Source organism: Rathayibacter sp. AY1G1 (assembly GCF_002932095.1).
Classification (GTDB): Bacteria; Actinomycetota; Actinomycetes; order Actinomycetales; family Microbacteriaceae; genus Rathayibacter.
Map to the genome: position 1 here is coordinate 1 of NZ_PSUZ01000025.1, position 25,914 is coordinate 25,914.

The following is a 25,914-nucleotide window of genomic DNA, read 5'->3' on the forward strand; positions in this document are numbered from 1 at the left end:
GGCGTCGTCCTCGAACTCCAACAGCACCGCCGCCTGGTCCAGGGTCAGCTCGTGCTCGTGCAGAACGGACGTGACGGTCGCGGACTCCGCGACCGCGAGCCCCTTCTTCACCGCGTCGGTCTTGGTGCCGGTGCGCTTGGCGATCGCTGCGGCGGAGACGCCCTCGAACGCGAGCTGCGCCCACGCGGCGGTGCGGTCCGCGACGCTCAACTCGGCGCGCTGGTCGTTCTCGATGATCTGCTGCACGATCCGGTCCGCGGTCGTCTCGTCGCCCTCCACGACGTAGACCGGGATCGTCTGGACTCCGGCCTCGCGGGCGGCGAGGGTGCGGCGCTGTCCGGCGCGGACGATGACGTTGCCGTGCCCGTCGCGGCGGGCGAGGACCGGGGTGATGACGCCGTTCTCGCGGATCGACGCGATGAAGTCCTTCGTCAGCGGGGCGCTGGTGCGGACGTTCGCCTCGATCACGAGGACGGTCGGGTCGATGTGCTGAACGGTCCCGGTTCCGGTGGTGATAGTCACGATGGTTTCTCCTCAATCGGTGTGCGACCATGAAGGTGACGAGTCCCGTGGTTCTAGACCAACTACGGGGCTTTTGTCGTCTTCCTGATCGTTTTTCTTTGCCTCTCCGGCGAGTGACAACCAATTGAGTGGAGTCGGCGGAGTGACGGCTCTCTCGGACGAAATAAGGGAGCGTGCGACCGCGTCCGAGAGAGACGGCACGTAGCCGATGGAGCGAGATAGGTTGAAACCGCGGAGAGGTGAAGAAAACCTGGAAACGCGCCGCGTAGCGGCTCCCGCCGGCGGTGCTCCGTCACCGCTGCGCGTGCGGAGCTCGCGCCCCGCCGGAGAAACGACGTCGGTAGGCTTCGGGCAGGTGACGCTTGATCACCCCGGACGGGAGAACGACATGAACGCCGTGATCTACCGCATTCGCTCCATCGCCGCATCGCTCCGCGCGAAGTTCACCACAGCGCCGGCGGCGCTGCCGAAGGATCCGTTCGGGGAGCCGCCCCGTGAGGCTCACGACCCGCGCTCGTATCAGGAAGAGTCGTGGAAGGCACCTGCGCCCTCCACGATCAACTTCCACTGAAGCCATGCTCCCCGGGGGAGTGTGAGGGGGTCGCCCCTCACGGGCCGGCCCAGAAGGCCGGCCCCTCCCCCGCACTACTCGGCGGGCGTCAGGAACGCGATCAGCGCGGCGGCCTCGGCGGTGCCGTCGTCGTAGACAGGCATCCCGCCGGGTCCGCACTCCCCCGGCAGTCCGAGCGTGTTGCGGGTGTGCGCGAGGATCTCCGCGTCGGTCGCGGTGGTGTTCTCCGGGTCCTCGTCGCGGCTGATCGCGAGGATGAGCGCGAGCTGTTCGGCCGTGGCGCGGCCTGTGTCGGTGCGGGTCATGGTGTGGTCCTCTCAGCGGTTCAGGAACGGGGCGACGCGGCGGATCGCTGCGCGGCGGGCGTGGGCGACGCAGTGGCGGAATGAGCCGCTGGTGATGCCGTGCAGCTGGTCGGAGTGCCACGCCTCCCAGACCCCGGACTTGCGGCGGGTGACGTGCACCGAGGGCATCGTCGTGGGGTCGGTCCCCACGACGCGGACGTCGACCGCGCGGGTGCCTCCGAGCGTGAGGTAGGTCTTCGCGGTGGTCTGCAAGTCGGTGGTGGTCTGCATGGTGTGGGTGCTCCCTCTGGCTGATCGTTTTTCTTTGCCTCTCCGGCGGGGAAAACCGTTTGAGTGGAGGTGGCGCAGTGACGCTGATAGCGGGCGAAATAAGCCCGCAGGGCGCGTCCGCTAGCGGTGGCACGGAGCCGGTGGAGCGAAATAGGTTGAAACCGCGGAGAGGTGAAGAAAACGGATGGAACGGGCCGCATCGCGGCCTCCCAAAGGCGGCGCTCCGTCGCCGCTGCGCGAGTGCAGCTCGCGCCCCGGAACGGGACACCGGGGAGCGTGAGGGGGTCGCCCCTCACGGGCCGGCGCCGCCGGCCCCCACGCTCGAGCGGGTCGTGTCAGCGTCGGATGCGACGATGGAGGCATGTGGGAACTGGCACACCGGACGCGCGCGGAATCGGCATCAACGGTGGTGCGCAGCAACGCGGCGACGAGCGCCCCGGCGATCCCGGAAGTGCGCGCAGCGATCCCGGAGGATCACGTCATCCTCTACGCGGTCCGGATCGCGAACGGCTCGGAGTCGAACCCACCGGGATTCGCTCGGAACCACTAGCGTTGCGATCAGTTCCGGAAAGCGATGGTCTCGTGATGGCAAACGTGTTGAAGTTCGTCGGAAAGGCATTCGTGATCGTCTTCCGCCTTCTGGGCGCGGCGCTGTCCGCGGGACTCGCCGCTCTGGGCGTGGGCAGCTTCCAGCAGCCCAACCCCGGACCGCCTCCGTCCTCTACGGAGAACCGCGAATATCGGCCATAGAACGGCGAACTCTGCGGCGGATGGCGGAGTATCTCGGACGACCGAGTCCTACTCAGCCGCGGGGGCGGCGCTGCGGCGGGGTGCGCGCTGGGTGGTCGTGGTGACGACGGCGGTCGCGCGGATGAGGTTGGGGCCGATGGCGTCGGCTTCGAGGACACGGCCGGTGCGGCGGTTCTCTCCTTCGCCCCAGGCGACGGTGCGCTCGTAGCCGACGACGATTACGGCGTCTCCCTTGTGGAGGGAGGCGAGCACGTGCTCGCCCAGCTCGAACTTCGCTTCCACGTAGTGCGTGGTCGGGGCGTCGTGCGGGGTCCACTCCCCCGCGCGGTATTCGCCGGTGTTCTCGATGACGCGCAGCTTCACGATCTGCACGCGGCCCGCCTGCACGGCCTCGGGGTCGGCGGCGAGGTTGCCGGTGATGGTTCTGGTGCTCATCTGTCGTCTCCTGCTCGTGCGGTTGGTGGGTCCCGTCGACGTCGACGGGTTCTCGTTCGCGGCCGCGGCGGCCGGGGTGTCGGTAGGGGGTGTCTCGATGCCCCAGGACGCCAGAGCGTCACGGCGGGTGACTTCGACGGGCGGCTCGGACAGCGCTCTGCGCTGTTCGAGCTCGGCGCGCGTGACGGTGAGGGCGGGGACGCGGCGCTCGTCGCCGTAGGCGAGGCGGTAGAGCCGGTCGGCCTCGTTCTCCAGCCAGTCGACTTCGCCTTGCCGGTCGGCTTGTCCGGCGAGGTACCCGGCCCGGTAGTCGTCGCCAGTGACGTTCGGGCCGGTCATGCGGCGTGCTTCTCGATGAGGTCGGGGCGAAAGCCCGACCAGTGGTCCTCGTCGCTCGCGACGACCACCGGGGCGGCGGAGTAGCCCAGCTCCTCCGTGACGTACGCGAGCGCTGCGGGGTTGGTGGTGATGTCGACGGTGGTGTACTCGATGCCCTTCTTCTCGAGCACCCGGTAGGTCATGGTGCACTGCACGCATGACGGCTTCGAGTAGACGGTGAGCATCAGTCGTCCCACCGGTCGCCGCGATGCGGGTCGTGCTCGTCGTTGACCGGGGACCAGGCGTGCAGCTCGGCCCACTTCTCGGCTGCGTCGGTGTGTCCGGCCTGGGTGAGGAGGTCGATGATGCCCGTCGCGCGCCAGCACGGCAGCGTCGGGGCGATCGCTTCCGTGACTGCCGGGTCGGAGAGCGTGGCCGCGAAGGCCGCGACGGCCGCCTGGTAGGTCGCCGCCGGGTCGGGCGTGGTCTGCTGCTGCTCGCTCATCGGTGGGTTCCTTCCGGGGTGTGGGCGTCGCCCTCGTCGTCGTCGCTCGCGTGCTCCGCGATCCACAGGTCCGCGGCCTCATCTCGTCCGAATGCTCGCAGGAGTCCGGCCAGCGCGTCGACCTCGGCGCAGCTGAGTCGCACGGCCAGCTCGTCGGCGGTGTCTCCGTGGGAGAACACGGACGCGAACTCGGCCACCGCGTCAAGGAGGGTCGGCTCCTCGGCCGCGGGGCTGGTGGTGATGGTGTCGGACATGGCGTTTGCTCCTCGGTGGTGGTGCGGGTCAGGATTCGGTGCGGGTGAGGGTGTCCACGAACATGACACCCTCGGGGCCGGGGATCGTGGCGGTGTGTGCCAGCGCCCACCCGTTGCGTTCCATGCCCGAGAGGTCGACGTCGCGCTCGGCGATCCGGCGCAACTGGCTCTGCATCCCGTCCTCGTTCGCGGCCGGGACGAAGGTGCTGACGGTGGTGATCTGCTGCATGTTCTTCCTCTTCCTCATCGTTTTTTTGCCGTGATTCTCAATCAGATTTGTCAAGCCAGCGCGGGTGGTCTGGCTCGGACGTTCTTCCTTCTCTCCCAGCGTTTTTTTGCCTGGAAGGCACGTAGTGCCGAGCAGGGCCGGAGGTGGGAGTGCAACCCGGAGGGCGGCGGAGGAGAGGTTGTCGGCGCGATGTGAGGGAGCGCAGCGACCGCGTGCCGAGAACCTCGGAGGAGCCGGCCGCGCAGCGGCTTGCGTGGACGCCGCAGGCCCGTACGCTGCCGAAGGCTTCCAGGCAAAAATGCGCGCAGCGCTCAGCACCGTCGCCGGCCGGAGGGCGGCGTCCGCTTGGGTCTGTGTTCCGCGACGCTCGTCGCGGCGGCTCTCAGTGGTCTTCGGTGAGGTGGCGGTAGATGGTGCCGCGGGAGACGCCGAAGGTCTCCGCGATCTGCTGGACCGTGTAGGTCTTCTCGTCGTACATCGCGCGCGCCTGCTTCGCCTTCGTGGGCGTCATCTTGAAGCGTCCGCCGCCCTTGCGTCCGCGAGCTCGAGCGGCGGCGAGGCCGTCGTGGGTGCGCTCCACGATGAGGTCGTGCTCGAACGCGGCGATCGCGGCGAGCATGTGGAAGAACAGCCGGCCGCCCGGAGTGGTGGTGTCGATGCCCTGGGAGAGAGCCTTCAGTCCGACGCCGCGCTGCTGGAGGCCGTCGGCCACCTCTTTCAGGTTCCGCACGGAGCGGCCGAGGCGGTCGAGCTTGGTCACGACGAGGGAGTCGCCTTCGCGGAGGTAGTCGAGGGCGTCCTCGAGCGCGGGACGCTTCGCAAGCACTCCGGAGGCATGCTCCACGAACACTTTCGCGCAGCCGGCGGCGGTGAGCGCGTCGGTCTGAGCGTCAGGGTTCTGGTCTCTGGTCGAGACGCGCGCGTATCCGATCGAAGCCATGAGCTGACTGTACTGCGGACGTAGGTCACGCGTCATAGCTCTCGGACACGGGTCGTGGAACACGACGCGCCGATCGAGGCGCTGCACTGGTCGACCGTCTCGTAAACGATCGTTCGCGAACACCTCGGCAGTGGTCGCTCAAATCGATTTCTGTCGATAACATCGGTGCATGCCGATTGATCACGTGCGGGGCACCTCTGCCGCCGTCTCCCTCTTTCACTCTTTGGCCGACCCGAAGCGTCTCCAGATCGTGCGGCGACTTCAGCACGGTGAGGCTCGGGTCAGTGATCTAGTGGCGGAGCTGGGCGTGGCGCAGTCGACGGCTTCTGAGCACATGAGCTGCCTGCGCGAGTGCGGCCTGGTCGTGGGGCGTGCAGAGGGACGGCAGGTGTTCTACTCGTTGGCCCGTCCGGAGCTGATCGATCTTCTCGAGTCCGCTGAGGCACTTTTGGAGGCGACGGGGTTCCAAGCGGATCTGTGCGGCACGTTCGGGGCGGAAGCACGGAGCGCACGTGACGTGGACGCTGCCGCATCGGAGGTCCGTCGGGGCGTGGAAGTGGCGCCGTGATCGGCACTATCGCGGCGGCAATCGGACTGTTCGCTGCGACGAACATCGATGACATCGTGGTTCTGACGGTGCTGTTCCTCGCGTCCGCCCGTGGCTCGCTGCCGGGCTGGAAGGTTGTGGCGGGGCAGTACCTCGGCTTCGCGACTCTCGTCGCGATCAGCGTCGTTGCCGCCGCCGGGTTGACGATCATCCCGGATGAGTGGGTGGGGCTTTTGGGCCTGATCCCGCTGGCGATCGGTCTGTACGGGCTCATCCGCACCCTGCGCAGCAGGGGCGATGATGACGACGACGATGACGAGAGTTCGATCAGTGCGGTCGGGCTGCTGGGCGTTGCGGGGATCACGATCGCGAACGGCGCGGACAACATCTCCCGCTACACGCCCGTATTCCGCACGAGCCCGATCGCGGACACGGTGGTCACGATCATCGTGTTCTTCCTCCTCGTCGCGGTGTGGTGCCTGATCGCTCGCGTCGTCGGCACGAACAAGACGGTGACCGAGCTGTTGGAGAGGGTCGAGCACTGGCTCGTGCCTGCCGTATTCATCGGCCTGGGTCTGTTCATCCTGATCGAGTCGGGTGTTCTGCCTCGACTCCTCGAGCTGTTCTGATGCCCGCCACGCGCAGGCTCGTCCTCCGAGTGGCTTTCATCGCTGCGCTGATTGCGGCCGCGTTCGGTCTTGATCAGCTCACGAAGAGCTGGGCCCTGACAGCGCTGGAAGACGGACGCACGATCGAGCTCGCTCTCGGAGCGCGGTTCGAGTTGATCTTCAACCCCGGCGTCGCCTTCGGGATGGGCTCCGAGCTGGGACCTGCACTGGCGGTCGGACTGATCGTCATTCTTGTGACCCTCACGGTGTGGGTGTTCGTGCGGACCATCCGCGGGGCTCCGCTGGGTGGACCGGCACTTCTCGCTCTCGCCGCCGGCGGTGGCGCAGGGAACATCTGGGACCGCATCAGCCGAGCCGCGGACACGCCGCTGGGCGGAGAGGTCGTCGACTTCATCGCGGTCGACTGGTTCGCGATCTTCAACGTCGCCGACATCTTCACCACCTGCGGCATCGCCGGCTGGGCCCTCCTGCAGGTCTTCGGCAGAGCGGACGCGCCCCAACCACAGACGAGCGAAACCTGATCGAGGCGCAGCCCTGAGCCTCACCGTTCGCCGGATCACGGCGCCGTCCCCTTGTTTCTGCCGACCACCGGCCTGACAGAAAGCACCACCCGTGAAAACCAGCACCAAGGTCAACCTGATCGCCATCGCCGCGGCTGTCTTCGTCGTCGCGGTCATCGCCGCGATCGCGATCTTCCGGCCCTTCTCCGCCTCCCGCGAAGAGGTCGCCGCCGCGACGCCCGTCCTCGAGCAGAACACCCACATGCTCGATCAGGCGGAGGACGGGAAGGTGACGCTGGTCGAGTTCCTCGACTTCGAGTGCGAGGTCTGCGCGGCCGTCTACCCGACCATCGAGCAGCTGCGTGAGGAGTACGCAGGCCGGGTCACCTTCGCGACCCGCTACTTCCCGATTCCCTCGCATCGCAACTCCGAGAATGCCGCTCTCGCCGTCGAGGCAGCAGCGCGGCAGGACCGGTTCGAGGAGATGTACGACCGGATGTTCCAGACGCAGGCGAGCTGGGGCGAGAGCCAAGACTCCAAGGCCGACGTGTTCCGCGGCTTCGCGGAGGAGATCGGCCTCGACCTGGAGCAGTACGACGCGGATGTGGCCGACCCGTCGACGCTCGAGCGGGTGCGCTTTGATTTCGAGGCGGGCAAGGACCTGGGGGTGCAGGGCACGCCGACGATCTTCGTCAACGACGAGGCGATCCAGCTCGAACGCCTCGAAGACATCCAGGCCGCTCTCGACGCCGCTCTCGCCTCGTGAGCGCCCTCAGCCGCCGCGCCCTGCTGGCCCTTCCCCCGCTCGCGATGATCGGCATCGGGACCAGCGGATGCGCGCGGGACGACCTCGCGGAGCAGTACCGCGGCGGGTCGAACAAGAACTACGTCGCCGGTGACGGCACCGTCATCGAATGGCCTGTCGGCAGCCGCGGCGAGCCGGTCGACTTCGCCGGAACGAGCGAAACGGGCGACGCGATCAGCTCCGAGGATTACCGCGGGCAGGTGCTCGTCGTGAACTTCTGGTACGCCGCCTGCGCCCCCTGCCGCGCCGAAGCACCCGACCTGCAAGCGCTGCACGAGCAGTACGACGGGAACGGAGCGGCGTTTCTCGGTGTCAACGTTCGCGACCAAGCCGACACCGCCACCTCGTTCGCGAACACCTACGGCATCACCTACCCCTCGATCATCGATACCGACGCCGCCGTGGCCCTCGCGTTCTCTGGGAAGTTCGCCGCGAACGCCGTCCCTACCACCCTCGTGCTCGACGTCGACGGCCGACCCGCCGCGCGGATCCTCGGCCGGGTCACCGCCCGCTCCATCCTCGACACCCTCATCGCGGACACCATCGCGGAGGCGGCCTCGTGAACTGGGGAGAGGCTGTGTTCAGCGGCCAACTCCTGCTCGCCGCGCCTATCGCGGTCCTCGCCGGCCTCGTCTCGTTCGCGTCCCCGTGCGTGCTCCCCCTCGTCCCCGGCTACCTCGCCTACATCGGCGGAAACCCCGACCTCGCCACAGGCAGCCGGCGCCGCCTCGTCGCCGGAGTGGGCCTGTTCATCGCCGGTTTCGCCGTCGTCTTCATCGCCTACGGCGCCGCGTTCGGCGCCCTCGGGACATGGCTGCTCGAATGGCAGGACACCGTCACCCGCATCCTCGGAGTGCTCGTGATCCTCATGGGCGTCGTGTTCATCGGGCAGGTCCGGTTCCTGCAACGCACCATCCGCCCCCGCTGGAAACCCGCGACCGGACTCGCCGGAGCACCCCTGCTCGGTGTCGTGTTCGGGCTCGGCTGGACACCCTGCTTCGGGCCCACCCTCGCCGCGATCTCCGCGCTGAGCCTGGACGGCGCCTCCGCCGGCCGCGGCGCGTTCCTCGGCCTGCTGTACTGCCTGGGCCTGGGACTGCCGTTCCTGCTGATCGCCCTCGGATTCTCCTGGGCCGCCACCGCGACCAGCTTCCTCAAACGCCACATCCGCACCATCAACCTCCTCGGCGGAGGGCTACTCATCCTCATCGGCACCGCCATGGTCAGCGGCCTGTGGACCCAGTTGATCTACCGCCTCCAGAACCTGATCAACGGATTCGTCCTACCCATCTGACCCGTCACCCCCGCCCCGAGAGGACCACCGAATGAGCGCACTCACCCCCGCCGAGACCGAACAGCTGACCCGACGCGGGCTGCGCCTGGCGCAGTTCACCGTCGCCTACAACGTCATCGAGGGCATCGTCGCGATCGCGGCCGGTATCGCCGCGGGACTCGTGTCCGTGATCGGGTTCGGCATCGACTCCGGCATCGAGTCGATCGCCGCCGTGCTGGTAGGGCTGCGCCTGGCGGCGCGGCTGCGGCATGGTGAGGCGGACGAAGCGAAGGAGCGGCGCACGTTGAAGTTTGTCGCCGTGACGTTCTTCCTCCTCGCCGCCTACGTGAGCATCGAGGGCATCCGCAGCCTGATCGCGGGTGACGCTCCCGAGTCCTCCCCGGTCAGCATCGTGCTCCTGATCCTCTCGATCATCGTCATGCCGGTCCTTGCGGCGGTGAAAACGCGTGTCGGGAAGAGGCTCGGAGACCCCCTGATCCTCGCGGACGCAGCGGAGACTCGGATCTGCGTGCTGTTGAGCGTCTCCACCCTCGTCGGGCTCGTCCTCTACGCCCTCACTGGAGCCGCGTGGCTTGACCCGGTTGCAGGGTTCGTCATCGCTCTCTTCGCCATTCACGAGGGACGCGAGGCCTGGGAAGGCGAGCTCGTAGAAGACGACGATGACGATGACTAGAGCGGGCGCCGACAGGCGAGCCACGAGCGGGCTGACGATCGATGTTCCGGGGCAGACACCCTCAACCTCAGAAGTGCTCTCCTCGGGTGCGACGCGCACGGCGGGAGGATGATCGGAGAATGATGATCGAGGTTCTTCACATCGACGACTGCCCGAACTGGAAGGACGTCGGCCCTCGCCTGGACCAGGCGCTGAAGTCCACCGGCCACTCCGACATCCCCGTCACCTACCGGCTTCTGGCGACACCGGAGGACGCCGCCGGCGTCGCTTTCGCGGGTTCCCCGACGATCACCCTCGACGGGGAAGACCTGTTCCCGTCGGGCGGGCGGACCACGGATCTTGCCTGTCGGATCTACTTCACGCCGAGCGGGCTGGCGGGTCTTCCGACGACGGAGCAGCTCGTGGAAGCGATCGCTGCCCGTGAACCCTGATTCCTCCGTCACCTGTTCCTGCTGCGGACGGGCCCGCCGTCGACGTCAGGTTCACGCACTCAACGATGGCGCCGCGTACGTGTGCCGGCGGTGCGGGCTCTGGATAGCGCTGCGCCCGGGCAGCGATCACCCCCGCGCCTCCTCATTGTCTCGGCGCTGACACGCCGGAACTCAACGCCGGTCAGGTCGTTCGGGTTGCTCTCAGCCCGAGCCGGGTGCGGCCGCGAGGCTTGAGGACGGACAGGGCGGTGATAACCACGAGAACGACGGCGCCGCCGGCGGTCGCGACGACCAGTTGCGTGCGGGTTCCCTCGAGCGTGGAGGGGATGAGCCCGTGGCGGGCGGCGAGGGACATCGTCTCGATGAGGCGCGTGTGCAGCAGGAGGACTGCGGTTGCGAAGACACTCAGCCACAGCTTGATCGCCACCCAGTAGTGGCGCACCAGTCCCCAGTGCGTTCCGAGGCCTTGCAGGATTCCGGTGGCGAGGGAGGCGAGGGCGAACGGGATGATGACGAACGTCCCCAGCGGGTCCAACGCCAAGTAGGCGCTTCGGACCGTGAAGGGGTCGCTGCTGGTCGCTCCGACGAGCGCGATCGCGAGGAACGCGCCCACCGCGCCGAACCAGCCCACGGACACCAGGACGTGGACGGTGAGGGCGACTCGGCGAGCTCGCGGGCCGAGCATCATCAGTGATTCATCATCTGCGCCCCGCCGCCGGTGAGCAGGTGCACGACGATGAAGCCGATCGCGAGGACGACGACGACGACCATGAACACCTTCACCCAGCGGGGGCGCTCCGGGACGGGCGACGGCGTGCCAGACGGGTTGGAGTCACTCATGCGCTCAGCCTAGGCACCCGCCCAACCCATCCCGTATCGATGTGGTGCGTTGCCCCTGCCCCGACATCTTCGGTCAAGTCGGGAATCTTCCGCCCGATCACCCCGTTGTCTGATACCCCCGGGGGGTATACCGTCGGATCAGGCCGGAAGCGGCCGGAAGGAGTCATGATGGCGCAGCACCACCTGCACGATGACGAGCACGAGAGTGCTCACCGCACCGTCGAAGCACGCGACGTCGACGCGGGAAGGACAGGTCATCACGTGAGTACGGCCCCTGACGGGCACGCCGGGCACCAGATGCGCGGAGCGCCTGATCCTCACGCAGGCCACAACATGACGGCGGGCGCTGCCGGCCACGGCGGCCACGGCGGCCACGGCGGCCACGGCGGCCACGGCGATCATGTCGGCCAGTTCCGGCGGTTGTTCTGGATCATGCTGGTGTTCGCGGTGCCGGTGGTCGTGTTCAGCGGCATGTTCTCGATGATCCTGGGCTACTCCCTCCCCGACGTTGCGGGGGTCGGCTGGATCTCGCCGGTGCTCGGGACGGTGATGTACGTCTGGGGCGGCCGGCCCTTCCTGCAGGGGGCGGTGTCGGAGCTGCGCTCGAGGACGCCGGGGATGATGCTGCTGATCGCTCTGGCGATCACGGTCGCGTTCCTCGCGTCGTGGGGTGCGAGCGCGGGGCTGCTGGATCACGAGCTGGACTTCTGGTGGGAGCTGGCGCTGCTGATCGTGATCATGCTGCTCGGGCACTGGATCGAGATGCGCTCTCTCGCGCAGACGTCCTCGGCGCTGGACTCTCTCGCGGCGCTGCTGCCGGATGAGGCGGAGCGGGTGCGCGAGGGTGAGGTGGAGAAGGTGTCTCCCGCGGACCTGGTGCAGGGGGATGTCGTGGTCGTGCGTCCCGGCGGCCGGGTGCCGGCGGACGGCCGGGTGCTGGAGGGCACCGCGGACGTGGATGAGTCGATGATCACCGGGGAGTCCCGCCCGGTCAGTCGCGGCCCGGGATCGATGGTCGTGGCCGGCACGGTCGCCACGGACACGGCGTTGCGGGTGGAGGTGACGGCCGTCGGAGACGACACCGCTCTCGCCGGCATCCAGCGCCTGGTCACGGAGGCGCAGAACTCGTCCTCCCGGGCGCAGCGCATCGCTGATGTTGCCGCCGGGTGGTTGTTCTGGTTCGCGTTGGGCGCGGGAGTGATCACCGCGATCGTGTGGTCGCTGCTGGGCAGTCCCGACGAGGCGGTGATCCGCACCATCACGGTTCTGGTCATCGCGTGCCCGCACGCGCTGGGACTCGCGATCCCGCTGGTGGTGTCCATCGCGACCGAGCGGGCCGCGAAGGGCGGCGTCCTCGTCAAGGACCGTCTCGCGTTGGAGAGCATGCGCACGGTGACCACGGTCCTGTTCGACAAGACGGGCACCCTGACCAAGGGCGAGCCGACGCTCGCCGCCGTGCACACTGTCGACGGGGTGAACGAGGAGCAGCTGCTCGCGGTCGCTGCGGCGGTCGAGGCGGACAGTGAGCACCCTCTCGCTCGGGCGATCGTGGCAGCCGCGAACAGCCGCGGCGTGCGGGTGCCGGCAGCGACCGGTTTCCAGGCGTCGACCGCTGTCGGCGTCACGGCGCAGGTCGAGGGGTGTGCGGTGAGCGTGGGCGGTCCGTCGATGCTGCGCGCGCACGACGCTGCCGCGCTCGAGCAGACGCGCGCGTGGGAGGCGGAGGGGATGATCATCCTCCACGTCCTCGCCGGCGGTCGGGTCATCGGGGCTCTCGGGCTCGCGGATGAGGTGCGGGAGGAGTCCCGGCAGGCTGTCGACGCGCTGCACGCGATCGGCGTGCAGGTGGTCATGATCACCGGCGACGCGGAAGCGGTCGCCCGCACCGTGGGCGAGGAGCTCGGCATCGACCGGGTGTTCGCCGGCGTGAAGCCGGAGGACAAGGCCGCGAAGGTCATCGAGTTGCAGCGCGAGGGCCGACGGGTCGCGATGGTCGGTGACGGCGTCAACGACGCTCCCGCTCTCGCGCAGGCCGACGTGGGAATCGCGATCGGCGCAGGCACCGATGTCGCGATCGCATCCGCCGGGGTGATCCTGGCCTCCGATGACCCCCGGTCGGTGCTGTCCGTGATCGAGCTGTCCCGGGCCAGCTACCGGAAGATGAAGCAGAACCTGTGGTGGGCGGCCGGCTACAACCTCCTCTCCGTCCCCCTGGCCGCGGGAGTGCTCGCGCCGATCGGGTTCGTGCTGCCGATGTCGGTCGGGGCTCTGCTGATGTCCGCGTCCACGGTCGTCGTCGCCGTGAACGCGCAGCTGCTGCGCCGCCTGGACCTGTCCCCGCAGGCCAGCACCCGCGCCGCGCGCGAACGCGACACCAGCCCAGTCCGTCACGAGGAGGGCCGCAGTACCGTCCAGGTGCGCCCGTAGTCGCCGGAGGCGACCACTCCGCGCTCGTCGGCGGCAAGGACCCACTGTTCTTCGCCGTCGACGAGCGCGAACGCCTCCGGCTGCCCCTCGAGGGTTCCGTGGCTCTGCCAGGAGCCCTCGAGAGTTCCCGTCCACAACGTCCCGTCGACGTCGACACCGACCAGCTGCCCGCCGGCACTGCCGTCCACGAGGAACAGGGCGGGCGCGCCGGAGACGGGCCGGAACGTGACCGCGGCGTCCTCGCTGACCTGTAAGCCCGTCTCGGTCGTCGCGAACACCCGGTCGGGACGCTCGGGGTCCACGGTCAGATCGCGCAGAGGCAGTTGCGCAGACGGGGTCCATGCGGCGCCGGAGTCGTCGCTGCGGAGGATGACGCCGCGGCTCGCGTCGTACCCGTACACGCGGGTCGCCGCATCGGTGAGAGCGACGGTCGCGAGGTCGTGGAAATCCGTCTCCCCACTCAGGGACACCGGCTCCCAGGTCGCGGCCGCATCGATGCTGCGGATCAGACCCAGGTTGGGTCCTGGCGCGGACCTGTCGGCGGGGTCGGGATGCCCGGAGGCGTAGAACACTCCCTCCGGGGTGATCGTGAACCCCATCGTGTCCTGCGCCCGGCCGGCGACCGGCCCTCCGCCCGCTTCGTCGTCGGTCGGGGTGGGGCTGGCCGGGTAGGTGTCCGGGAGGGTGTCGGTGGGGATCACCCACACTCCCGAGTGCGCAGCCGCGTAGGTGAGCCCGGTCACCGGATCCCAGCCCAGCCCGTGCACGTGCTCCAACCCTGCCGGCGCGGCCACGAGCGCTCCCGTCTCCACGCGGCCTGACGAAACGCAGCCGGTGAGCAGCGCCACCGTCACGGCGGCGCCGACGATGACGGCAAGACGGCGCGGGCGGTGTCCGGGATGCTCAGCCAAGGCCGACACCCAGATCGCTCATGAAGCCTTCCGGGTCCACCGGGCTGCCGTCCACGCGCGTTTCGAAGTGCAGGTGACAGCCGGAGGACGCGCCGGTCGAGCCCACGAGCGCGATCGGATCCCCGGCGGCGACCGTGTCGCCCACGTCCACGAGCAGGTCGCTGTTGTGCGCGTAGCCGGTCTGGATTCCGTCGCTGCTCGCCAGCAGGATCCAGTTGCCGTAGCTGCCGGCGTAGCCGGCTTCCTCGACCGTGCCGCCAGTCGCTGCGACCACCGGGGTTCCGCAGGGGGCGGCGAGGTCGGTGCCCTTGTGGAACGCGCTCACACCCGAGACCGGAGCATCCGGGCGAGGACCGAACGTGCTCGAGATGCGCCCCGCGACCGGCACCCGCCAGGTAGCGGACGCGACCTCGCTGTCCTCAGTGGATGCGGCGGACTCTTCTGATGCGTCGTCCACGAGTTCCGTGGCGACGGCGGCGGTCACCAGCACCTCGGGTTTGGCTTCCGCGCCGAACGTGTCCCGGGTGACGGTGAGCTGCACCGCGCCGGCCGCGACGAACGTCTGCGGCTGCGCCTCGCTGACGGCCAGGGTCGTGGTCGTGGTCGGGGTGCCGTCGACGGCGAACGCGGGCATGGAGGAGGTCACCGCGATCATCGTGACGAGAGTCATCGCGGACATCCCAGCCAGGCGCGGCCGCATCGTGGCCGTGCCCGGCGGGGCCGGGCGCGGGCGGGCCGCGACGCGGGCGGCGTGCTGCAACGCCTGCGCGTCGGCTCGCGAGGGCGCCGTGTACGTCACCCGGCGTCCGAGCGTGAGCGCAGCCTGCCGCGGGGAGGCATCGCGGGTGCGGGTTCGGGTGCGGTGCACGTCGCGGCGGCGCGGGTCGCTCGTCGGCGTCGACGCGGCGCTCACCGGGCGACTCCCGAGCGAAGCGGACGGGGGTGAAGAGGAAGGCGGTGCATAGGGGGACGTTTCTGGTTCGAGCGCCCTCAGAGGGCGCGAAGAAGTAGAGGGTGGGGATCGCCAGGTACGGCGACCCCCACCGGGGCGCGGCGGTAGCGCGCACGGGCGCGACGCAGCAGCGCTCCGCCTGCCCAGGAGGGGGAAGGGGCGTCAGAAAGACGGGTCAGCGGGACGCGAGGAGATCCTGCATGGTTGCGATCTCCTCGGTCTGGGTCTGCACGATCGTGTTCGCCATGTCGATGGCGTCCGCGTTCTGGCCCTCGTCGACCTCGGTCTGCGCCATCTCCACGGCGCCCTCGTGGTGCATCATCATCTGCTCGAGGAACAGCGTCTCCGCCTCGGCGCCGGTCGCGCTCTCCAGCGAGGACATGTCCTCGTCGGACATCATCCCGTCCATGCTGTGATCCATGCCCGACATCGAGTCCTCAGCGCCCCACGCGCTGATCCACTCCTCGAGCTGCGCGATCTCCGGACCCTGCGCTTCCTTGATCTGGGTCGCGAGGTCGGTGACGTCGGTGCTGATGCCGTCCTTCGCGAGGATCATGTCGGCCATCTCCACCGCCTGCTCGTGGTGGGGCTTCATCATCTGCGCGAACATCACGTCCTGATCGTTGAAGTCCGCCTCCGCCGCAGCAGTCGAAGACGGCGACGCGGACGCGGACGAGGAGGAGCTGCTGTGGTCCATCCCCTCCATGCCGCCCGTGCCGGAGCTGTCCGAGCAGGCGGCCAGAGTAATTGCGGTCGCCAGAGCGAGAGTCGAGGCGAGAAGAGTGCGCTTGGTGTTCATGAGTGTCGTATCCGTTCAGTCGGTAGCAGGAATCGCCGGAACCGCGCCCTGCGGGCGCGGTGATGAGGTCGCAGCGGACGCTGCGACGACAGGCGAATCAGGTGCGACTGATCGACAACACCGTCAACGACGGCAGATACACATGGAACTTCGCGCGCGGAACGAGCAGCAGAAGACGCGGACCCGCGTCGAGCACGCGCGCGAACAGCGCCGGCACCCGGGCCAGGAGGATCAGGGACGCGAGGAAGAAGACGATGACGCACGTCGCCGCCATCAGAGCGCACCCCATCGCGCAACTGTCATCACACGGCACCATCGGCACGACCGCGCCCTGATCGGCGCCAGCCACGAGAGCCATCCCGCCTGTCGACGCAGCTACCGGGTCGGCGTGAGCATCGGTCTGCGCATGCGTGTGTCCTGCGGACACAGACGCGTCGGAATGGCTGCCCATCATCGAGTGCATCGCGAACACGCCCAGCAGCAGAGCCGCCAACGTCAGCACCACGACCACCGCGCGCATCAGCGGCGCGGACAGCTTAGAAACGACGCTGTCGCTCATGATCCACACCTCCGACACTGCTCGTCACTCGTCCGAGGGCATCAGAAGGGACGCCCATGCATACCCCCCTAGAGTATGCAGAAAGCAGCCGGAGCGGCTGAAAACCCCCTCCGTACCCGTCCGCCCCGCGCAGCAGCGGACGAGCTGCACCAGCACCCGGGGGATGAGGACACCGTGACCGAGCAGACGAGCGAGCAGACCGACATCACCGGCGCCCACGGCTACATCTCCGACAAGGACCAGTACCTCCGCCGCCTTCGCCGCATCGAGGGGCAGGCTCGCGGCCTGCAGAACATGGTTGAAGACGAGCAGTACTGCATCAAGATCCTCACCCAGATCTCCGCGATGACCAGCGCCCTCGAGTCCGTCGCGCTCGGTCTCCTGAACGACCACCTGAACCACTGCGTCCTCGAGGCCGCCGCCGCCGGCGGCGACGAAGCGAAGATCAAGCTGCAAGAAGCCTCCGACGCCATCGCGCGGCTCGTCCGCTCCTGACGTTCAAGTGCGCAACCCGCCCTGAATGACGCCGGCGGTCCTCGACGCAGCGGGATACCGGCGCCCTGGCTAAGCGTTCCCGCTTGTCCTTCGACGGCTTCACGGCAGTTCGATCCGCTGCGATCCGTGGGATGAGGCGAACGAACACGACCGCAGTAGCGCCGCAGCCTGGCGCAGGCGTGCCGAGGTGAGCGATGACATCGGCTATCGGGGCAGCAGTTCGGTTCGTAGGGTCGGACTTATGGAACCGTCTCGACAGCTACCCGCCATCGGCGCCCCGGCCTCCCGCGCGCTCGAGGAAGCGGGCGTGCACGATGCGGACGACCTGCGGCGGGTGGGCCTGGACCACCTCGCGACCCTCCATGGGGTAGGACCTAAGGCTCTCCGACTTCTCCAGCAGACCCTCGACGCCGACGCGCGCAAGCGGTGACAGCCGATCGATCGGGTGCTCTCCATGCACCCCGAGCATGTAGCCCACCGTCCTCTTCCTCTGCCAGCACAACGCCGGCCGCTCCCAACTCGGCGCAGGCCTGCTCGAGGTCCTCGCCGGGGACCGCTACACCGCCACCTCCGCCGGGCTCTCGCCCGGCGAGACGGTGAACCCCGCGATCGCGGCGACCGTCGCGGAGCTCGGCCTCGACATCAGCGACCGCACCCCCCGCGCCGTCACGGTCGAGGACCTCGAGACCGCGGACATCGTCGTCGCGATGAAGCCCGGCCTCACCCTGCCCGCAACTCCGACCGGTCGGCTCCTGGAGTGGAAGTTCCCCGACCCGACCGAGGCTTCACGGCAAAAAAGGGTGTGAGCCCGTAGGGCGACCAACGGCGCCCGGCGCAGCCGGGCGACCTCTTGGCGGCGCTCCGTCGCCGCTGCGTGAGCGCCGCTCGCGCCCCGGAAACGGGCGACTAAGCGGCGCGAGACGCGTTTCCTTGAGCCAGAGCACGACCTCGATAAAGGGACGCGCCGTTCCGCCTCCTGCCGGCGGTCGCAGGCTCTAGATTTCGCTCGCGCCAAGTGACGAAGGTCTGCTTCATGGCTAGCATTCGAGAACCGCCGACCTCCGGCGTTTCTAGCTGAAAGAGCACCAGTGCCGCGACGCCGCCGCCTCCCCCTGATCACCCTCGCTGTCGCTGCAGGAATGGGTGCGGGGATCATCGCCCCCTCTGCCTATGCCGCGCCCGCTACCAGTGTCACCGACACCGTCTCTCTCACGCCGCCGCGTCCTGTCGACGGCCGGACGGTTCTATTGGGCGACGCCGCCGTCGCCGTCGATGGCAACTCCCAGTTCGCTCCCCGCGGGAAGGACCCGGCTATGGGAACCGCGACGGGCACGATCACCATCTCGGGATCCGTCACAGTCTCCGATGGTGCCGGCGGCACCATCGGAACTCCGGCCGATGTGCTGCCGTCCGTCGCGCTGTACAACTGGGCTGGCTTCCAGATACAGAGAGTGACGACCGCCGATTTTTCCTTCTCGGTGCCGGCGGGCGCCACGTACTTCCTCCGAGCGAACGCAGAGCGGACCGGGCCCTACGCCGGTACCTGGCTCGGGGACACGCCAATCTCAGCTCAGTCGCCGGGCGTGAGCGTAAGCACGGCCGACGCTGACATCACCCTCTTGCCGAGCAGCTCGATCGCGGGAAGCATCAGCGCCCCGATTGCCGCTACAGGCTCCCGCTCCTACCTCGCCGAGGCGTGGCTGCTTGAGGAGGGCACGGACTCGGCCTGGCCGATGGGTGCCGGGTACGTGAACTTGCAGGGGGGCGGCACTTCGCCGTTCCAAATCCCTAATCTCCCGGCTGGGCGTTACCTTGTCCGGGCATTGGAGAACACCTCCTCCTACTCCGCTCCGACCAGCGGCGACGTCTTCTGGCGGTCGTCCGCCTCCGCAGCAGGCGCGACCCCCGTCACCCTGGGGGTCGGCGCGGTGACCGGGATCGACCTCGCATTGGCGCCTTACACCTCGACAGTCGATCGCATCGCGGGCACCGACCGCTACGCGACGTCCGTCGCCGCCACCCGCAGTCTCTTCAAGCCCGGGATCCCCGTGCTCTATGTCGCCAGCGGCGCGAAGTGGCCCGATGCGCTCAGCGCCGGACCCGCCGCTTCGGTGCAGGATGGCGCGCTCCTCCTGACTGATCCCGATGCGCTTCCCGGGGTGGTCCGCGAGGAGATCCTGCGCCTGGCTCCCGAGCGCGTGATCGTAGTGGGCAGCGCCGCGACGGTGAGCAGCGCCGTCTACGACGAACTCGGGACTCTCGTTCCTTCCATCCAGCGGATCGGCGGTATCGACCGGTACGACACGTCTCAGCGAATCATCGCCGATGCGTTCCAAGGGAAGAACTACCCGGAGGTGTTTATCGCCACCGGGAACGATTTCCCCGACGCGCTCTCGATCGGACCGATCGCTGGTCGACGTGGTGCTCCGGTCCTCCTCGTGGACGGCAAGCGCGACACCGTCGATCCAGGCGCAGCCACCACGCTTACTCGGCTCAACGCCCAGCACACAGTTCTTCTCGGTTTAGAACCTTCCATCTCTGACGGGCTCCGCGTCGACCTGAACGTCCGCGGGCTCGCCCGAGACCTCACCCGCATCGGTGGCGACAACCGGTATGACACCAGTTGGCAGATCAACGCCTCCTACGACGGAGGGTCTCTGGCGACAAGCGCGTTCCTCGCCTCAGGAGAGGGCTTCGCCGATGCCCTCTCCGCTGGAACAGTGGCCGCAGCCATGGGCGCGCCAATCGTCCTCAGTCGCCCGTCCTGCGTGCCGTCACGTGCCACCGCGTCCCTCGCCGCCAAACACCGCTCGGACGTCTACGTACTCGGAAGCGCACTGACCCTGTCGGACGCCGTCACAAGACTCAGCCCCTGCTGACTGGCCAAAACCTGATCTCAGACATCGCGGCGCAGACAAGTCGTCGCCCAACTCAACAGGCGGCGCTCCGTCGCTGCTGCACAAGCGCAGCTCGCGCCTCCCGGAACGGGATCCCTGGGGAGTGTGAGGGGCCCGCCCCTCACGAGCTACCTACCTAGGTATCTAGGTAGGTAGCTCGTGACCGTTCAGCTCGCGGCGGCCGTCTCGGTAGCGGCCTTCTCGGCGGCCGCGGTACGGGCTGCCTCGACCTCGGCTCCGGTGTGGTGTCCCTGCACGTCGGCGTAGACAACCTTGTAGGGGCGGGTGCCGTCGTTCCAGTCAAGCGCGACGGTCACGCTCTTGGGGTTCACGCGGGTAACGACGTGCCAGCCGAAGCGGTGCTTGATCATGTCGCCCTTGTTGATCGTGTCGCGGCTGTGGATCGTGACCTGTCCGGCGGCGGCATGCGCCTCGCGGACCGCGGTCCAGTAGGCGTGCTCGTCCTCGAGCTGCGCCCGCTGGGTCAGCAGTCGCTCCCGGTAGGCACCGGTCGCGGGGCTGGTCGTCTCGATGTATCCGCCGCCGAAGTTGTGCGAGCTGCCCTCGATCTTCCGGCTGTACCCGCGAATGTCGGTTGCGATCCGGTCGATGCGGCGGGCGACCATTCCGGGCGCGTAGCGGTGATCGGTGGTCTTGGCTGCGACGTCGGCGCGGGCACGGGCGCGGGTGGCTTCGCGGTCGGCCTCGACGCTGCGGCCCATCGCGGCATCCGCCTTGGCGATCGCGTTGCGGTGCCGGTTCTCGGAGTGGTGGCCGATCTTGATCGGCTCGCCTCCCTCGGGGAGCCGGTCGAGCGCGCGGCGCGCGGCCGCGTCGGCGGTGTTCGCGTCCGCGGCGCGCCGGTCGGCCTTCGCGTCGAGCGCATCGACGCGGGCGGCCTGGCGCTCGGTCTTGTCCGCCTCGACCTCGGCAGTGGGCCGGAACGTCTCGTCAGCGTCGATCGTGACCTCGTGGCCGGCCTCGCGCAGCGCGGTCGCGGCACGGTTGATGGTCCACCACTTCGGGAGGCGGTCGCGGGACTGCGGGACGTACCAGGCGGTGATGGAGCGGCCCCAGCGCCAGCCGTTCGCCTTCAGGATTTCGGCGGTGCCGTCTCCGCGGCTGGTGCCCTCGATGATCGTTCCGGCCTCGGGGGTGTGGGTGATGGTGAGCATGTCGGTTCTCCTTCTCGGGTCGGTGATCAGTCGTTGGCGAGGTAGTCGGCGGGCGTCTCGCTGCGGTCGTGCAGCGAGTAGGCGGCGGGGTACAGGTCGAGCGCTCGGGCGACCGCGACCGGCACGACGACATAGGCACCGGAAGCCATGTAGCCGATGCGATCCGCGGGCAGCGGCTCGACGGGCTCAAAGTGCTGCAACGTCACCCCGGCCACCGCGCGGCCACCGCTGCGGGTGACCAGGCGCACGGCGGGCGTCTGCTCGGTCACCGGGTCGTTGCCACCGGCGCCGACGATGACCACCTGACGCGCGGTCCGGCTGATGCCCTCCGCTCCGGGTCCGTGGTTCTCGCTCGTGATGACCTCGGTACGGGTGCCGCGCTGCTGGCTCATGGTGTGTCTCCCTCTGGCTGATCGTTTTTCTTTGCCTCTCCGGCGGGGAAAACCGTTTGAGTGGAGGCGGCGGAGTGACGCCGATCACGGGCGAAATAAGCCCGCAGGGCGCGTTCGGGATCGGTGGCACGCAGCCGCTGGAGCGAAATAGGTTGAAACCGCGGAGAGGTGAAGAATCTCAATCAGGTTGTCAACAGCGCCGCAGGCTCCTCCGGCCGGCTCCGTCCGGCAGGGCGTAGCCGGCTCTTTGGGCAACCCCCGTGCCCGTCTGCTGAGTAGCGTGGGCGCATGGAACGCGACTTCTTGGTTCGACCGGCCCGGCCAGCCGATGCGGAAGCGATGGCGTTGGTACACGTCGCGTCCTGGCGAGACACCTACCGCGGAACCCTGGTGTCAGACGAGGTCCTCGATGCTCCCGACCTGCTCGAATCAAGGGAACGATTCTGGATCGGTGCTCTGACAGACGAGCGATGGGCCGACATTCGAGTCGCCTTTGCGGAACGCGAGGGCGTCATCTTCGGCATTGCGATGTCGAATCCCACCGAGGGTGAGGAATGGACGTGGCACTTGAACGTCCTCTACGTCGCAATGGAACACCACGGAACCGGAGCAGGCGAGGCTCTCTTGAACGCAGTGATCGATCCTGGCGAGCCCGCAGCGCTCTGGGTCGGGGACCCCGTTCCGCGGGCGCAGGCGTTCTACCGCAAGAGCGGGTTCGCCCCCACTGGGACCGTCAAGATCGAAGGCGGCATCAGAGAGATCCGCATGGTCCGCCCGGCGTCCTGACCCGCGACCTTGGTGTCGGCGGTGACGACCAGCTCGACCGGGGAGAGCGCGTAACCCCAGGCCGCGAGCTTTTGTTCGTGTTCGCCTCCTCACCTTCGGTCCGGCCGCGAGGGGCGTCCCCCTCGCGCTCCCCTTCGGGCGAAACGGCGGCGTGCGCCCAGCCGGTCCAATGGACGTAGTAGAGGGTGCTGCCGTAATCGAGATTCCCGGACGTGATTTGCATTTCGCGGTCCTCCACCTCCGTCTCCGCGTGGTTCGTCGAGTGAGGCAGAATCGATTGACTGGCGGTCGGTGCTGGTGCTTCCCGGGGGGATGAATGGGCTCCAGCAGCGCAAGATCGCTCCCCGCCTCCTTACGGGTGCTTCGCGTACTCGGCCAGGTGCTCTTGATCCTGGTGGTGGTCGCGGCGCTCCTGCTGCAGTTCGTGGCGTCCCTCCCGACTCTGGGCAGGGTCCTCGGGGACTGCTTCAGTCCGGGATACGTCCCCGCCGAGGCGTACTGGTACGCCGTAGCCATCGTCGTCATCGCTACAGGCGTGTGGGTCGCCTCTGAGAGGAACCGGGCGACTGGCCACTCAAGAGCTCTGGCTTTCACTCTTCTCACGGTCGGCATTCTGGGCGCAGCGGTGTTCACGTTCGTTGCGTTCTTAGGCGCTGCGTTCTGGGAGATGGCACGCGAAAACGACAACCTCTCCTCCGCCGATGGATGGGGTCAATTTGGCGTTTTCGTTGCGGCCTATGCGACCCCGGCGTTCGCGCTGATCCTCGCCGCGAGCCTGATGCTCGTTCGGCGGAGGGCTGCACCAGTTGCGATACCCGTGCCGCCCATCACATTCCTCGCCGTCGTGATCGCGAGCCTGGCGTTCCAGATCATCCGATCCTCGGTCGTGTGCTGAGCAGGGCAGTGCGATTCCGTCCCCGAGGGGCCGCCCCTTACGGACCAGCGCTGTCTGCGCTCTGACTCGAGCAGTCCATATCGACTGCCGCGACGGCGCGCTGGTGCCGACGCCGGTCACGCCGTCTTGTGGAGGGAGGTGAGCAAGGGCTCGCCTCGCCTCCAATCCGCTCTTGACCTCGAACCCCTATCTTCCTATTCTTCGATCATGCCCAGACGGAAGCAGGGAGCTGTCCTCCCCCTCGAGCTCGACCTCTTGGACGCGCTCATCGACGTAGGCGAGCCGATGCACGGTTTCGCCCTTGCAGCTTTGCTCGCCACCGGCGACGGCCGCCCACTCACCGCGCACGGCACGCTCTACAAGGCGCTGGGCAGGATGCAGGAGCGCGGCCTGGTCTCGTCGTCGTGGGAGGACAAGGCGGAGGCGAATGCGCAGGGTCGCCCTCCGCGCCGCTGCTACGAGGTGACGGGCGAGGGACGCGCAGTTGCACATGCGGCCGCTGCCGCCCGACCGAGCGCCATCGGCCGCGCGGCCTTCATCGTGGGCGGAACGGCATGAGCGCCCGGTCGTCGGCGGCAGTACGCCGCTCAACAGGCGCTGCGCTGCGCTGGTGCCGTTTCTACACACGCGGGCTGGATCCGCATTTCGCTGTCGAGCGGGCGGATGAGATCGCCTCCGACCTCTTCGAGCACACCAGGTGGGCGCAGGAAGCCGAACAGGTTCCCGCCCGCACCGCTCATCAGATCAGGTCGCGCACCCTCCGGGGTGTCGGCTCGGATCTGCTGTGGCGCCGTGCCCGTCTGCACGAGGGCAGCGCGGATGTTCTATTCAACGCGCGGGTCGGGTCGCTCTCCACTGCACTCTGGGCGGTCGTGTTCGTGCTTGTTCTCGCCTCCGTCGTCTTCGGCGGGTGGGCGAGCATCCGCCTGGCCACCGAGAGCCCCATGCCGTTCGACACGGTGGCGCCGGTCTATGCGGCGACCGCCGCCGCCGCGCTCGCGCTGCTGCTACTCCTGCACCACCGGACACGGAGCGCTGGCGCCGTGCTGGGAGCAGTCGCCGTCTCCGTTCTTCCCACCATCGCCGTCGACGCGCTCTGGTACGTCAGCGCCACGGTCCCCGTGCTCGTGTCGTCCGTGTCCTCTCTCGATCTCGTTCTCCTTCTGCTGGGGAACGCGCAGGGACTCGTCCTGCTCGCGACAGTCCTCTGCTGGTCGATCGCACGGCGCCCGACTGAAAGCCAGGTGACGCTGTGACTGATCCCCGCCCTCGAGGCAGCACACGCCTTCGCGCCGCGATCGCCCTTGCCTCGGCAGGCCTGCTGCTCGCAGCAGGTTTCGGCGCCGTCCTTGTCGTCAACGCAACGTCGGCCGTTCAGGACTACGACGACGGCTACGCCGCCGCACGGGCAGCTAACCCGCCTGTGATCGCGGAAGACGTGTCCTCGTCGCCCGTTCCCTCGTCCGCGCCGACCGCTCGAGAGCCGGGAATGCCGTTCGAGCAACCGACTCCGACCGCAGCCCCCGACGGGCACCGGTACGACCAGTGGGGTGCCCGCCTCTACGACGACTCCGACGCACCGGATGACTTCACCTACCCGGCAAGCCTCGTCGGCGACGAGCTCACCAACGCTGTCACCTGGGTCGATATGCAGCTTCGAATCGCCGCCTGCATGCGCGAGGAGGGCCACGACTACACCTTCCAGCTGTGGTGGGAACGCTCGCCCGAGAACCAGGGCTCCGGACTTCCGGCCGCGGGCAGCGAGGCGTGGACCGCCCTCTACGGCACCAACCTCACTTCCACCGGCCCCTACGACTGGACCCAGGCCGGCTGCGACGGCCGGATCGTGCACGAGATGGGCAACGATGACGCGAACTAACCGCCCGACAGCCGAGCCCCAGGCAGCAGACGAGGGCCAGGTATGACTGCCGCCGCTGGAGCTGGAATACTCTTGCCCGCCGCGATCGGGCTCGTCTGGAAGATCGTAATCAAGGACCCGAAGAGCACTGGTATCCGTGCACGGCTGATCTGGGCGGCAGCAAGCGTCATCGGCGTCATCGTCGTGGCGAGCCTCGCCGCTGACGCATTCTCTCAGCCCACCACGGACCGTGATTTACTCAGCGGAGCCGTGTCCTTCGCTCCCCTCGAAGGCATGCTGCTCGCGGGCAGCGCCGCGGTGTCGGTCCTCGTCCTCACCGCCCTTCTCTTCCTGTCGGGGCCTCCACGCCCGTTCGCATCCACTGATGATCCAAAAGAGCCTCGGTCGGAGGAAGACGCCCTGCGCATGCTGGGCGACGACTGGTGACGTCGACAGATCCGGCGGAGCTGCCGAGCACTCCAGAGGAGGAGACGGCCAAGTCCTCGACGGGCCGGATCCCGGACTTCCTCCTTGGCATCATCGGAATCGTGCTCGTGGCTCTCGCTCTCTTCGCAAACTTCGTCGCCGGCCTTCGGGGAACGTGGCAACCAGACGAGGCGTGTCGCTTCGAAGACGGAGGCGCGGCGGATCGCTGGCTCTTCCCTGCGAGCGCACTCTGCTGAAACGGAGCGCAACTCGTTTCGGGCTACCTCACGCTATGCACTGTCGCTCTTGCGAGTGCAGGCGTTGGGCTGGTGTGCGCGACTCTCGCCCGCAGGGTCAGACGATCGTTCTGGGGTGCCCTGATGCTCGCATCGGCATTCACAGCCGGGGTCCTGCTGGTCTCGTACGCCGTTCACCCGCTGCTACTCGCGAGCGGCGTAGGAGGCCACAACCAGCCCTAGACCCATGTGATCTACAGCGAGAGCTGCTGTAGCAGCGACGGTTTG

General features: G+C 68.3%; 36 protein-coding genes and 1 pseudogene. 19 read left to right on the forward strand and 18 right to left on the reverse strand.

Annotation, left to right across the window (positions count from 1 at the left end; all coding sequences use genetic code 11):
• The coding region (locus C5C36_RS13565) for a ParB/RepB/Spo0J family partition protein (protein ID WP_258072306.1) at positions 1 to 522 on the reverse strand (522 nt) is incomplete at its 3' end.
• A gap of 355 nt (positions 523 to 877) precedes the next feature.
• On the opposite strand from C5C36_RS13565, the gene C5C36_RS13570 reads away from it, so the two are divergent.
• Positions 878 to 1,093, forward strand: a complete 216-nt coding sequence (locus tag C5C36_RS13570; protein WP_146085333.1) for a hypothetical protein — start codon at positions 878 to 880, stop codon at positions 1,091 to 1,093.
• A gap of 74 nt (positions 1,094 to 1,167) precedes the next feature.
• Here C5C36_RS13570 and C5C36_RS13575 read toward each other — a convergent pair whose 3' ends face one another.
• The 8 genes from C5C36_RS13575 to C5C36_RS13610 form a co-directional block, all read right to left on the reverse strand.
• Entirely contained in the window at positions 1,168 to 1,398 is a 231-nt protein-coding gene (locus tag C5C36_RS13575) for a hypothetical protein (protein WP_104247873.1), read from the reverse strand.
• Between the two features lie 12 nt (positions 1,399 to 1,410).
• Positions 1,411 to 1,668, reverse strand: coding sequence for a hypothetical protein (locus tag C5C36_RS13580; protein WP_104247874.1), 258 nt, complete (start codon positions 1,666 to 1,668; stop codon positions 1,411 to 1,413).
• A gap of 798 nt (positions 1,669 to 2,466) precedes the next feature.
• Positions 2,467 to 3,192 carry a single-stranded DNA-binding protein gene (locus tag C5C36_RS13585; RefSeq protein ID WP_104309892.1) on the reverse strand — a complete coding sequence of 242 codons (726 nt, stop codon included), beginning with the start codon at positions 3,190 to 3,192 and terminating at the stop codon, positions 2,467 to 2,469.
• Positions 3,189 to 3,419 (reverse strand): glutaredoxin-like protein NrdH, encoded by a 231-nt coding sequence (gene nrdH, locus C5C36_RS13590; protein ID WP_104309895.1) that lies wholly within the window; start codon positions 3,417 to 3,419, stop codon positions 3,189 to 3,191. The genes C5C36_RS13585 and nrdH overlap by 4 nt, the downstream gene beginning before the upstream one ends.
• Positions 3,416 to 3,676 carry a hypothetical protein gene (locus C5C36_RS13595; protein ID WP_104256091.1) on the reverse strand — a complete coding sequence of 87 codons (261 nt, stop codon included), beginning with the start codon at positions 3,674 to 3,676 and terminating at the stop codon, positions 3,416 to 3,418. The genes nrdH and C5C36_RS13595 overlap by 4 nt, the downstream gene beginning before the upstream one ends.
• Positions 3,673 to 3,930, reverse strand: a complete 258-nt coding sequence (locus C5C36_RS13600; protein WP_219812386.1) for a hypothetical protein — start codon at positions 3,928 to 3,930, stop codon at positions 3,673 to 3,675. Before C5C36_RS13600 ends, C5C36_RS13595 begins: the two co-directional genes overlap by 4 nt.
• Before the next feature lie 28 nt (positions 3,931 to 3,958).
• Entirely contained in the window at positions 3,959 to 4,159 is a 201-nt protein-coding gene (locus tag C5C36_RS13605) for a hypothetical protein (RefSeq protein WP_104247877.1), read from the reverse strand.
• A gap of 382 nt (positions 4,160 to 4,541) precedes the next feature.
• Entirely contained in the window at positions 4,542 to 5,099 is a 558-nt protein-coding gene (locus tag C5C36_RS13610) for a recombinase family protein (protein WP_104247878.1), read from the reverse strand.
• A gap of 169 nt (positions 5,100 to 5,268) precedes the next feature.
• Here C5C36_RS13610 and C5C36_RS13615 point away from each other — a divergent pair, with 169 nt between their 5' ends.
• The 8 genes from C5C36_RS13615 (at position 5,269) to C5C36_RS13650 (ending at position 9,978) form a co-directional block, all read left to right on the forward strand.
• Positions 5,269 to 5,667, forward strand: a complete 399-nt coding sequence (locus tag C5C36_RS13615; protein WP_055794452.1) for a helix-turn-helix transcriptional regulator — start codon at positions 5,269 to 5,271, stop codon at positions 5,665 to 5,667.
• Entirely contained in the window at positions 5,664 to 6,275 is a 612-nt protein-coding gene (locus C5C36_RS13620; RefSeq protein ID WP_104247879.1) for a cadmium resistance transporter, read from the forward strand. Before C5C36_RS13615 ends, C5C36_RS13620 begins: the two co-directional genes overlap by 4 nt.
• Positions 6,276 to 6,304: 29 nt before the next feature.
• Positions 6,305 to 6,796 (forward strand): signal peptidase II, encoded by a 492-nt coding sequence (locus C5C36_RS13625; RefSeq protein WP_162238049.1) that lies wholly within the window; start codon positions 6,305 to 6,307, stop codon positions 6,794 to 6,796.
• 91 nt (positions 6,797 to 6,887) lie between these two features.
• On the forward strand, positions 6,888 to 7,541 hold the full coding sequence (locus C5C36_RS13630; protein ID WP_082481720.1) for a thioredoxin domain-containing protein: 654 nt from the start codon (positions 6,888 to 6,890) through the stop codon (positions 7,539 to 7,541).
• Complete coding sequence (locus C5C36_RS13635) at positions 7,538 to 8,143, forward strand: TlpA disulfide reductase family protein (RefSeq protein WP_104233615.1); 606 nt, start codon at positions 7,538 to 7,540, stop codon at positions 8,141 to 8,143. Before C5C36_RS13630 ends, C5C36_RS13635 begins: the two co-directional genes overlap by 4 nt.
• 14 nt (positions 8,144 to 8,157) lie before the next feature.
• Positions 8,158 to 8,874 (forward strand): cytochrome c biogenesis CcdA family protein, encoded by a 717-nt coding sequence (locus tag C5C36_RS13640; RefSeq protein ID WP_374952936.1) that lies wholly within the window; start codon positions 8,158 to 8,160, stop codon positions 8,872 to 8,874.
• A 31-nt stretch (positions 8,875 to 8,905) separates the two neighbouring features.
• Entirely contained in the window at positions 8,906 to 9,547 is a 642-nt protein-coding gene (locus C5C36_RS13645) for a cation diffusion facilitator family transporter (protein ID WP_055794460.1), read from the forward strand.
• Between the two features lie 119 nt (positions 9,548 to 9,666).
• The gene (locus tag C5C36_RS13650) at positions 9,667 to 9,978 is read left to right on the forward strand and encodes a hypothetical protein (protein WP_055794463.1); all 312 of its coding nucleotides are present in this window, start codon (positions 9,667 to 9,669) and stop codon (positions 9,976 to 9,978) included.
• Between the two features lie 181 nt (positions 9,979 to 10,159).
• On the opposite strand, the gene C5C36_RS13655 is transcribed toward C5C36_RS13650, so the two are convergent.
• Positions 10,160 to 10,666 carry a DUF2269 domain-containing protein gene (locus C5C36_RS13655; RefSeq protein ID WP_219812359.1) on the reverse strand — a complete coding sequence of 169 codons (507 nt, stop codon included), beginning with the start codon at positions 10,664 to 10,666 and terminating at the stop codon, positions 10,160 to 10,162.
• Positions 10,666 to 10,818, reverse strand: coding sequence for a hypothetical protein (locus C5C36_RS17690; RefSeq protein WP_157603228.1), 153 nt, complete (start codon positions 10,816 to 10,818; stop codon positions 10,666 to 10,668). Before C5C36_RS17690 ends, C5C36_RS13655 begins: the two co-directional genes overlap by 1 nt.
• A 333-nt stretch (positions 10,819 to 11,151) precedes the next feature.
• Here C5C36_RS17690 and C5C36_RS13660 point away from each other — a divergent pair, with 333 nt between their 5' ends.
• Complete coding sequence (locus C5C36_RS13660; RefSeq protein WP_374954350.1) at positions 11,152 to 13,245, forward strand: heavy metal translocating P-type ATPase; 2,094 nt, start codon at positions 11,152 to 11,154, stop codon at positions 13,243 to 13,245.
• On the opposite strand, the gene C5C36_RS13665 is transcribed toward C5C36_RS13660, so the two are convergent.
• From C5C36_RS13665 to C5C36_RS13680, 4 genes are all read right to left on the reverse strand, one after another.
• Entirely contained in the window at positions 13,206 to 14,156 is a 951-nt protein-coding gene (locus tag C5C36_RS13665; protein WP_146082961.1) for a F510_1955 family glycosylhydrolase, read from the reverse strand. The genes C5C36_RS13660 and C5C36_RS13665 overlap by 40 nt on opposite strands.
• Complete coding sequence (locus tag C5C36_RS13670) at positions 14,149 to 14,826, reverse strand: M23 family metallopeptidase (protein WP_146085795.1); 678 nt, start codon at positions 14,824 to 14,826, stop codon at positions 14,149 to 14,151. The genes C5C36_RS13665 and C5C36_RS13670 overlap by 8 nt, the downstream gene beginning before the upstream one ends.
• Before the next feature lie 457 nt (positions 14,827 to 15,283).
• Positions 15,284 to 15,907 (reverse strand): DUF305 domain-containing protein, encoded by a 624-nt coding sequence (locus C5C36_RS13675; protein ID WP_055794475.1) that lies wholly within the window; start codon positions 15,905 to 15,907, stop codon positions 15,284 to 15,286.
• Between the two features lie 97 nt (positions 15,908 to 16,004).
• The gene (locus tag C5C36_RS13680) at positions 16,005 to 16,466 is read right to left on the reverse strand and encodes a hypothetical protein (protein WP_146078443.1); all 462 of its coding nucleotides are present in this window, start codon (positions 16,464 to 16,466) and stop codon (positions 16,005 to 16,007) included.
• A 174-nt stretch (positions 16,467 to 16,640) separates the two neighbouring features.
• Here C5C36_RS13680 and C5C36_RS13685 point away from each other — a divergent pair, with 174 nt between their 5' ends.
• Positions 16,641 to 16,961 (forward strand): metal-sensitive transcriptional regulator, encoded by a 321-nt coding sequence (locus tag C5C36_RS13685; protein WP_055794478.1) that lies wholly within the window; start codon positions 16,641 to 16,643, stop codon positions 16,959 to 16,961.
• A gap of 259 nt (positions 16,962 to 17,220) precedes the next feature.
• Here the strand turns inward: C5C36_RS13685 and C5C36_RS17695 are convergent, their stop codons facing one another.
• Positions 17,221 to 17,439 (reverse strand): hypothetical protein, encoded by a 219-nt coding sequence (locus tag C5C36_RS17695; protein WP_181027232.1) that lies wholly within the window; start codon positions 17,437 to 17,439, stop codon positions 17,221 to 17,223.
• Between the two features lie 13 nt (positions 17,440 to 17,452).
• Between C5C36_RS17695 and C5C36_RS13695 the strand changes: the two are divergent.
• Positions 17,453 to 17,767, forward strand: a pseudogene (locus C5C36_RS13695) (low molecular weight phosphatase family protein); the annotation flags it as partial.
• A gap of 507 nt (positions 17,768 to 18,274) precedes the next feature.
• Positions 18,275 to 19,840, forward strand: a complete 1,566-nt coding sequence (locus C5C36_RS13700) for a cell wall-binding repeat-containing protein (RefSeq protein WP_181027233.1) — start codon at positions 18,275 to 18,277, stop codon at positions 19,838 to 19,840.
• Between the two features lie 185 nt (positions 19,841 to 20,025).
• On the opposite strand, the gene C5C36_RS13705 is transcribed toward C5C36_RS13700, so the two are convergent.
• Entirely contained in the window at positions 20,026 to 21,033 is a 1,008-nt protein-coding gene (locus C5C36_RS13705) for a DUF3560 domain-containing protein (RefSeq protein WP_104247885.1), read from the reverse strand.
• 26 nt (positions 21,034 to 21,059) lie between these two features.
• The gene (locus C5C36_RS13710; RefSeq protein ID WP_104247886.1) at positions 21,060 to 21,425 is read right to left on the reverse strand and encodes a hypothetical protein; all 366 of its coding nucleotides are present in this window, start codon (positions 21,423 to 21,425) and stop codon (positions 21,060 to 21,062) included.
• A 288-nt stretch (positions 21,426 to 21,713) separates the two neighbouring features.
• Here C5C36_RS13710 and C5C36_RS13715 point away from each other — a divergent pair, with 288 nt between their 5' ends.
• The 6 genes from C5C36_RS13715 to C5C36_RS13740 all read left to right on the forward strand — a co-directional run bounded on the left by C5C36_RS13715 (position 21,714) and on the right by C5C36_RS13740 (position 25,411).
• The gene (locus C5C36_RS13715) at positions 21,714 to 22,211 is read left to right on the forward strand and encodes a GNAT family N-acetyltransferase (RefSeq protein ID WP_219812677.1); all 498 of its coding nucleotides are present in this window, start codon (positions 21,714 to 21,716) and stop codon (positions 22,209 to 22,211) included.
• Positions 22,212 to 22,590: 379 nt separating this feature from the next.
• Positions 22,591 to 23,106 (forward strand): hypothetical protein, encoded by a 516-nt coding sequence (locus C5C36_RS13720; protein WP_146082962.1) that lies wholly within the window; start codon positions 22,591 to 22,593, stop codon positions 23,104 to 23,106.
• Between the two features lie 207 nt (positions 23,107 to 23,313).
• Complete coding sequence (locus tag C5C36_RS13725; RefSeq protein WP_104261440.1) at positions 23,314 to 23,664, forward strand: PadR family transcriptional regulator; 351 nt, start codon at positions 23,314 to 23,316, stop codon at positions 23,662 to 23,664.
• A gap of 314 nt (positions 23,665 to 23,978) precedes the next feature.
• Positions 23,979 to 24,362, forward strand: a complete 384-nt coding sequence (locus tag C5C36_RS17335) for a hypothetical protein (protein WP_146085334.1) — start codon at positions 23,979 to 23,981, stop codon at positions 24,360 to 24,362.
• Positions 24,363 to 24,595: 233 nt separating this feature from the next.
• Positions 24,596 to 24,985: a hypothetical protein gene (locus C5C36_RS13735; RefSeq protein WP_104247891.1), complete on the forward strand. Its 390-nt coding sequence runs from the start codon at positions 24,596 to 24,598 to the stop codon at positions 24,983 to 24,985.
• A 72-nt stretch (positions 24,986 to 25,057) separates the two neighbouring features.
• Complete coding sequence (locus tag C5C36_RS13740) at positions 25,058 to 25,411, forward strand: hypothetical protein (RefSeq protein ID WP_181027234.1); 354 nt, start codon at positions 25,058 to 25,060, stop codon at positions 25,409 to 25,411.
• Positions 25,412 to 25,914 lie beyond the last annotated feature (503 nt).

What these genes read in the sequence shown, in the direction of transcription:
- C5C36_RS13585 (WP_104309892.1), bottom strand. Translation starts at nt 3,192, where the DNA reads ATGACCGGCCCGAACGTCACTGGCGACGACTACCGGGCCGGGTACCTC.
- C5C36_RS13605 (WP_104247877.1), bottom strand. Translation starts at nt 4,159, where the DNA reads ATGCAGCAGATCACCACCGTCAGCACCTTCGTCCCGGCCGCGAACGAG.
- C5C36_RS13600 (WP_219812386.1), bottom strand. Translation starts at nt 3,930, where the DNA reads ATGTCCGACACCATCACCACCAGCCCCGCGGCCGAGGAGCCGACCCTC.
- C5C36_RS17690 (WP_157603228.1), bottom strand. Translation starts at nt 10,818, where the DNA reads ATGAGTGACTCCAACCCGTCTGGCACGCCGTCGCCCGTCCCGGAGCGC.
- C5C36_RS13615 (WP_055794452.1), top strand. Translation starts at nt 5,269, where the DNA reads ATGCCGATTGATCACGTGCGGGGCACCTCTGCCGCCGTCTCCCTCTTT.
- C5C36_RS13700 (WP_181027233.1), top strand. Translation starts at nt 18,275, where the DNA reads ATGGGAACCGCGACGGGCACGATCACCATCTCGGGATCCGTCACAGTC.
- C5C36_RS13680 (WP_146078443.1), bottom strand. Translation starts at nt 16,466, where the DNA reads ATGAGCGACAGCGTCGTTTCTAAGCTGTCCGCGCCGCTGATGCGCGCG.
- C5C36_RS13705 (WP_104247885.1), bottom strand. Translation starts at nt 21,033, where the DNA reads ATGCTCACCATCACCCACACCCCCGAGGCCGGAACGATCATCGAGGGC.
- C5C36_RS13645 (WP_055794460.1), top strand. Translation starts at nt 8,906, where the DNA reads ATGAGCGCACTCACCCCCGCCGAGACCGAACAGCTGACCCGACGCGGG.
- C5C36_RS13580 (WP_104247874.1), bottom strand. Translation starts at nt 1,668, where the DNA reads ATGCAGACCACCACCGACTTGCAGACCACCGCGAAGACCTACCTCACG.
- C5C36_RS13735 (WP_104247891.1), top strand. Translation starts at nt 24,596, where the DNA reads ATGCCGTTCGAGCAACCGACTCCGACCGCAGCCCCCGACGGGCACCGG.
- C5C36_RS13675 (WP_055794475.1), bottom strand. Translation starts at nt 15,907, where the DNA reads ATGAACACCAAGCGCACTCTTCTCGCCTCGACTCTCGCTCTGGCGACC.
- C5C36_RS13655 (WP_219812359.1), bottom strand. Translation starts at nt 10,666, where the DNA reads ATGATGCTCGGCCCGCGAGCTCGCCGAGTCGCCCTCACCGTCCACGTC.
- C5C36_RS13725 (WP_104261440.1), top strand. Translation starts at nt 23,314, where the DNA reads ATGCCCAGACGGAAGCAGGGAGCTGTCCTCCCCCTCGAGCTCGACCTC.
- C5C36_RS13670 (WP_146085795.1), bottom strand. Translation starts at nt 14,826, where the DNA reads ATGACTCTCGTCACGATGATCGCGGTGACCTCCTCCATGCCCGCGTTC.
- C5C36_RS13575 (WP_104247873.1), bottom strand. Translation starts at nt 1,398, where the DNA reads ATGACCCGCACCGACACAGGCCGCGCCACGGCCGAACAGCTCGCGCTC.
- C5C36_RS13610 (WP_104247878.1), bottom strand. Translation starts at nt 5,099, where the DNA reads ATGGCTTCGATCGGATACGCGCGCGTCTCGACCAGAGACCAGAACCCT.
- C5C36_RS13650 (WP_055794463.1), top strand. Translation starts at nt 9,667, where the DNA reads ATGATGATCGAGGTTCTTCACATCGACGACTGCCCGAACTGGAAGGAC.
- C5C36_RS13715 (WP_219812677.1), top strand. Translation starts at nt 21,714, where the DNA reads ATGGAACGCGACTTCTTGGTTCGACCGGCCCGGCCAGCCGATGCGGAA.
- C5C36_RS13710 (WP_104247886.1), bottom strand. Translation starts at nt 21,425, where the DNA reads ATGAGCCAGCAGCGCGGCACCCGTACCGAGGTCATCACGAGCGAGAAC.
- C5C36_RS13660 (WP_374954350.1), top strand. Translation starts at nt 11,152, where the DNA reads ATGACGGCGGGCGCTGCCGGCCACGGCGGCCACGGCGGCCACGGCGGC.
- C5C36_RS13595 (WP_104256091.1), bottom strand. Translation starts at nt 3,676, where the DNA reads ATGAGCGAGCAGCAGCAGACCACGCCCGACCCGGCGGCGACCTACCAG.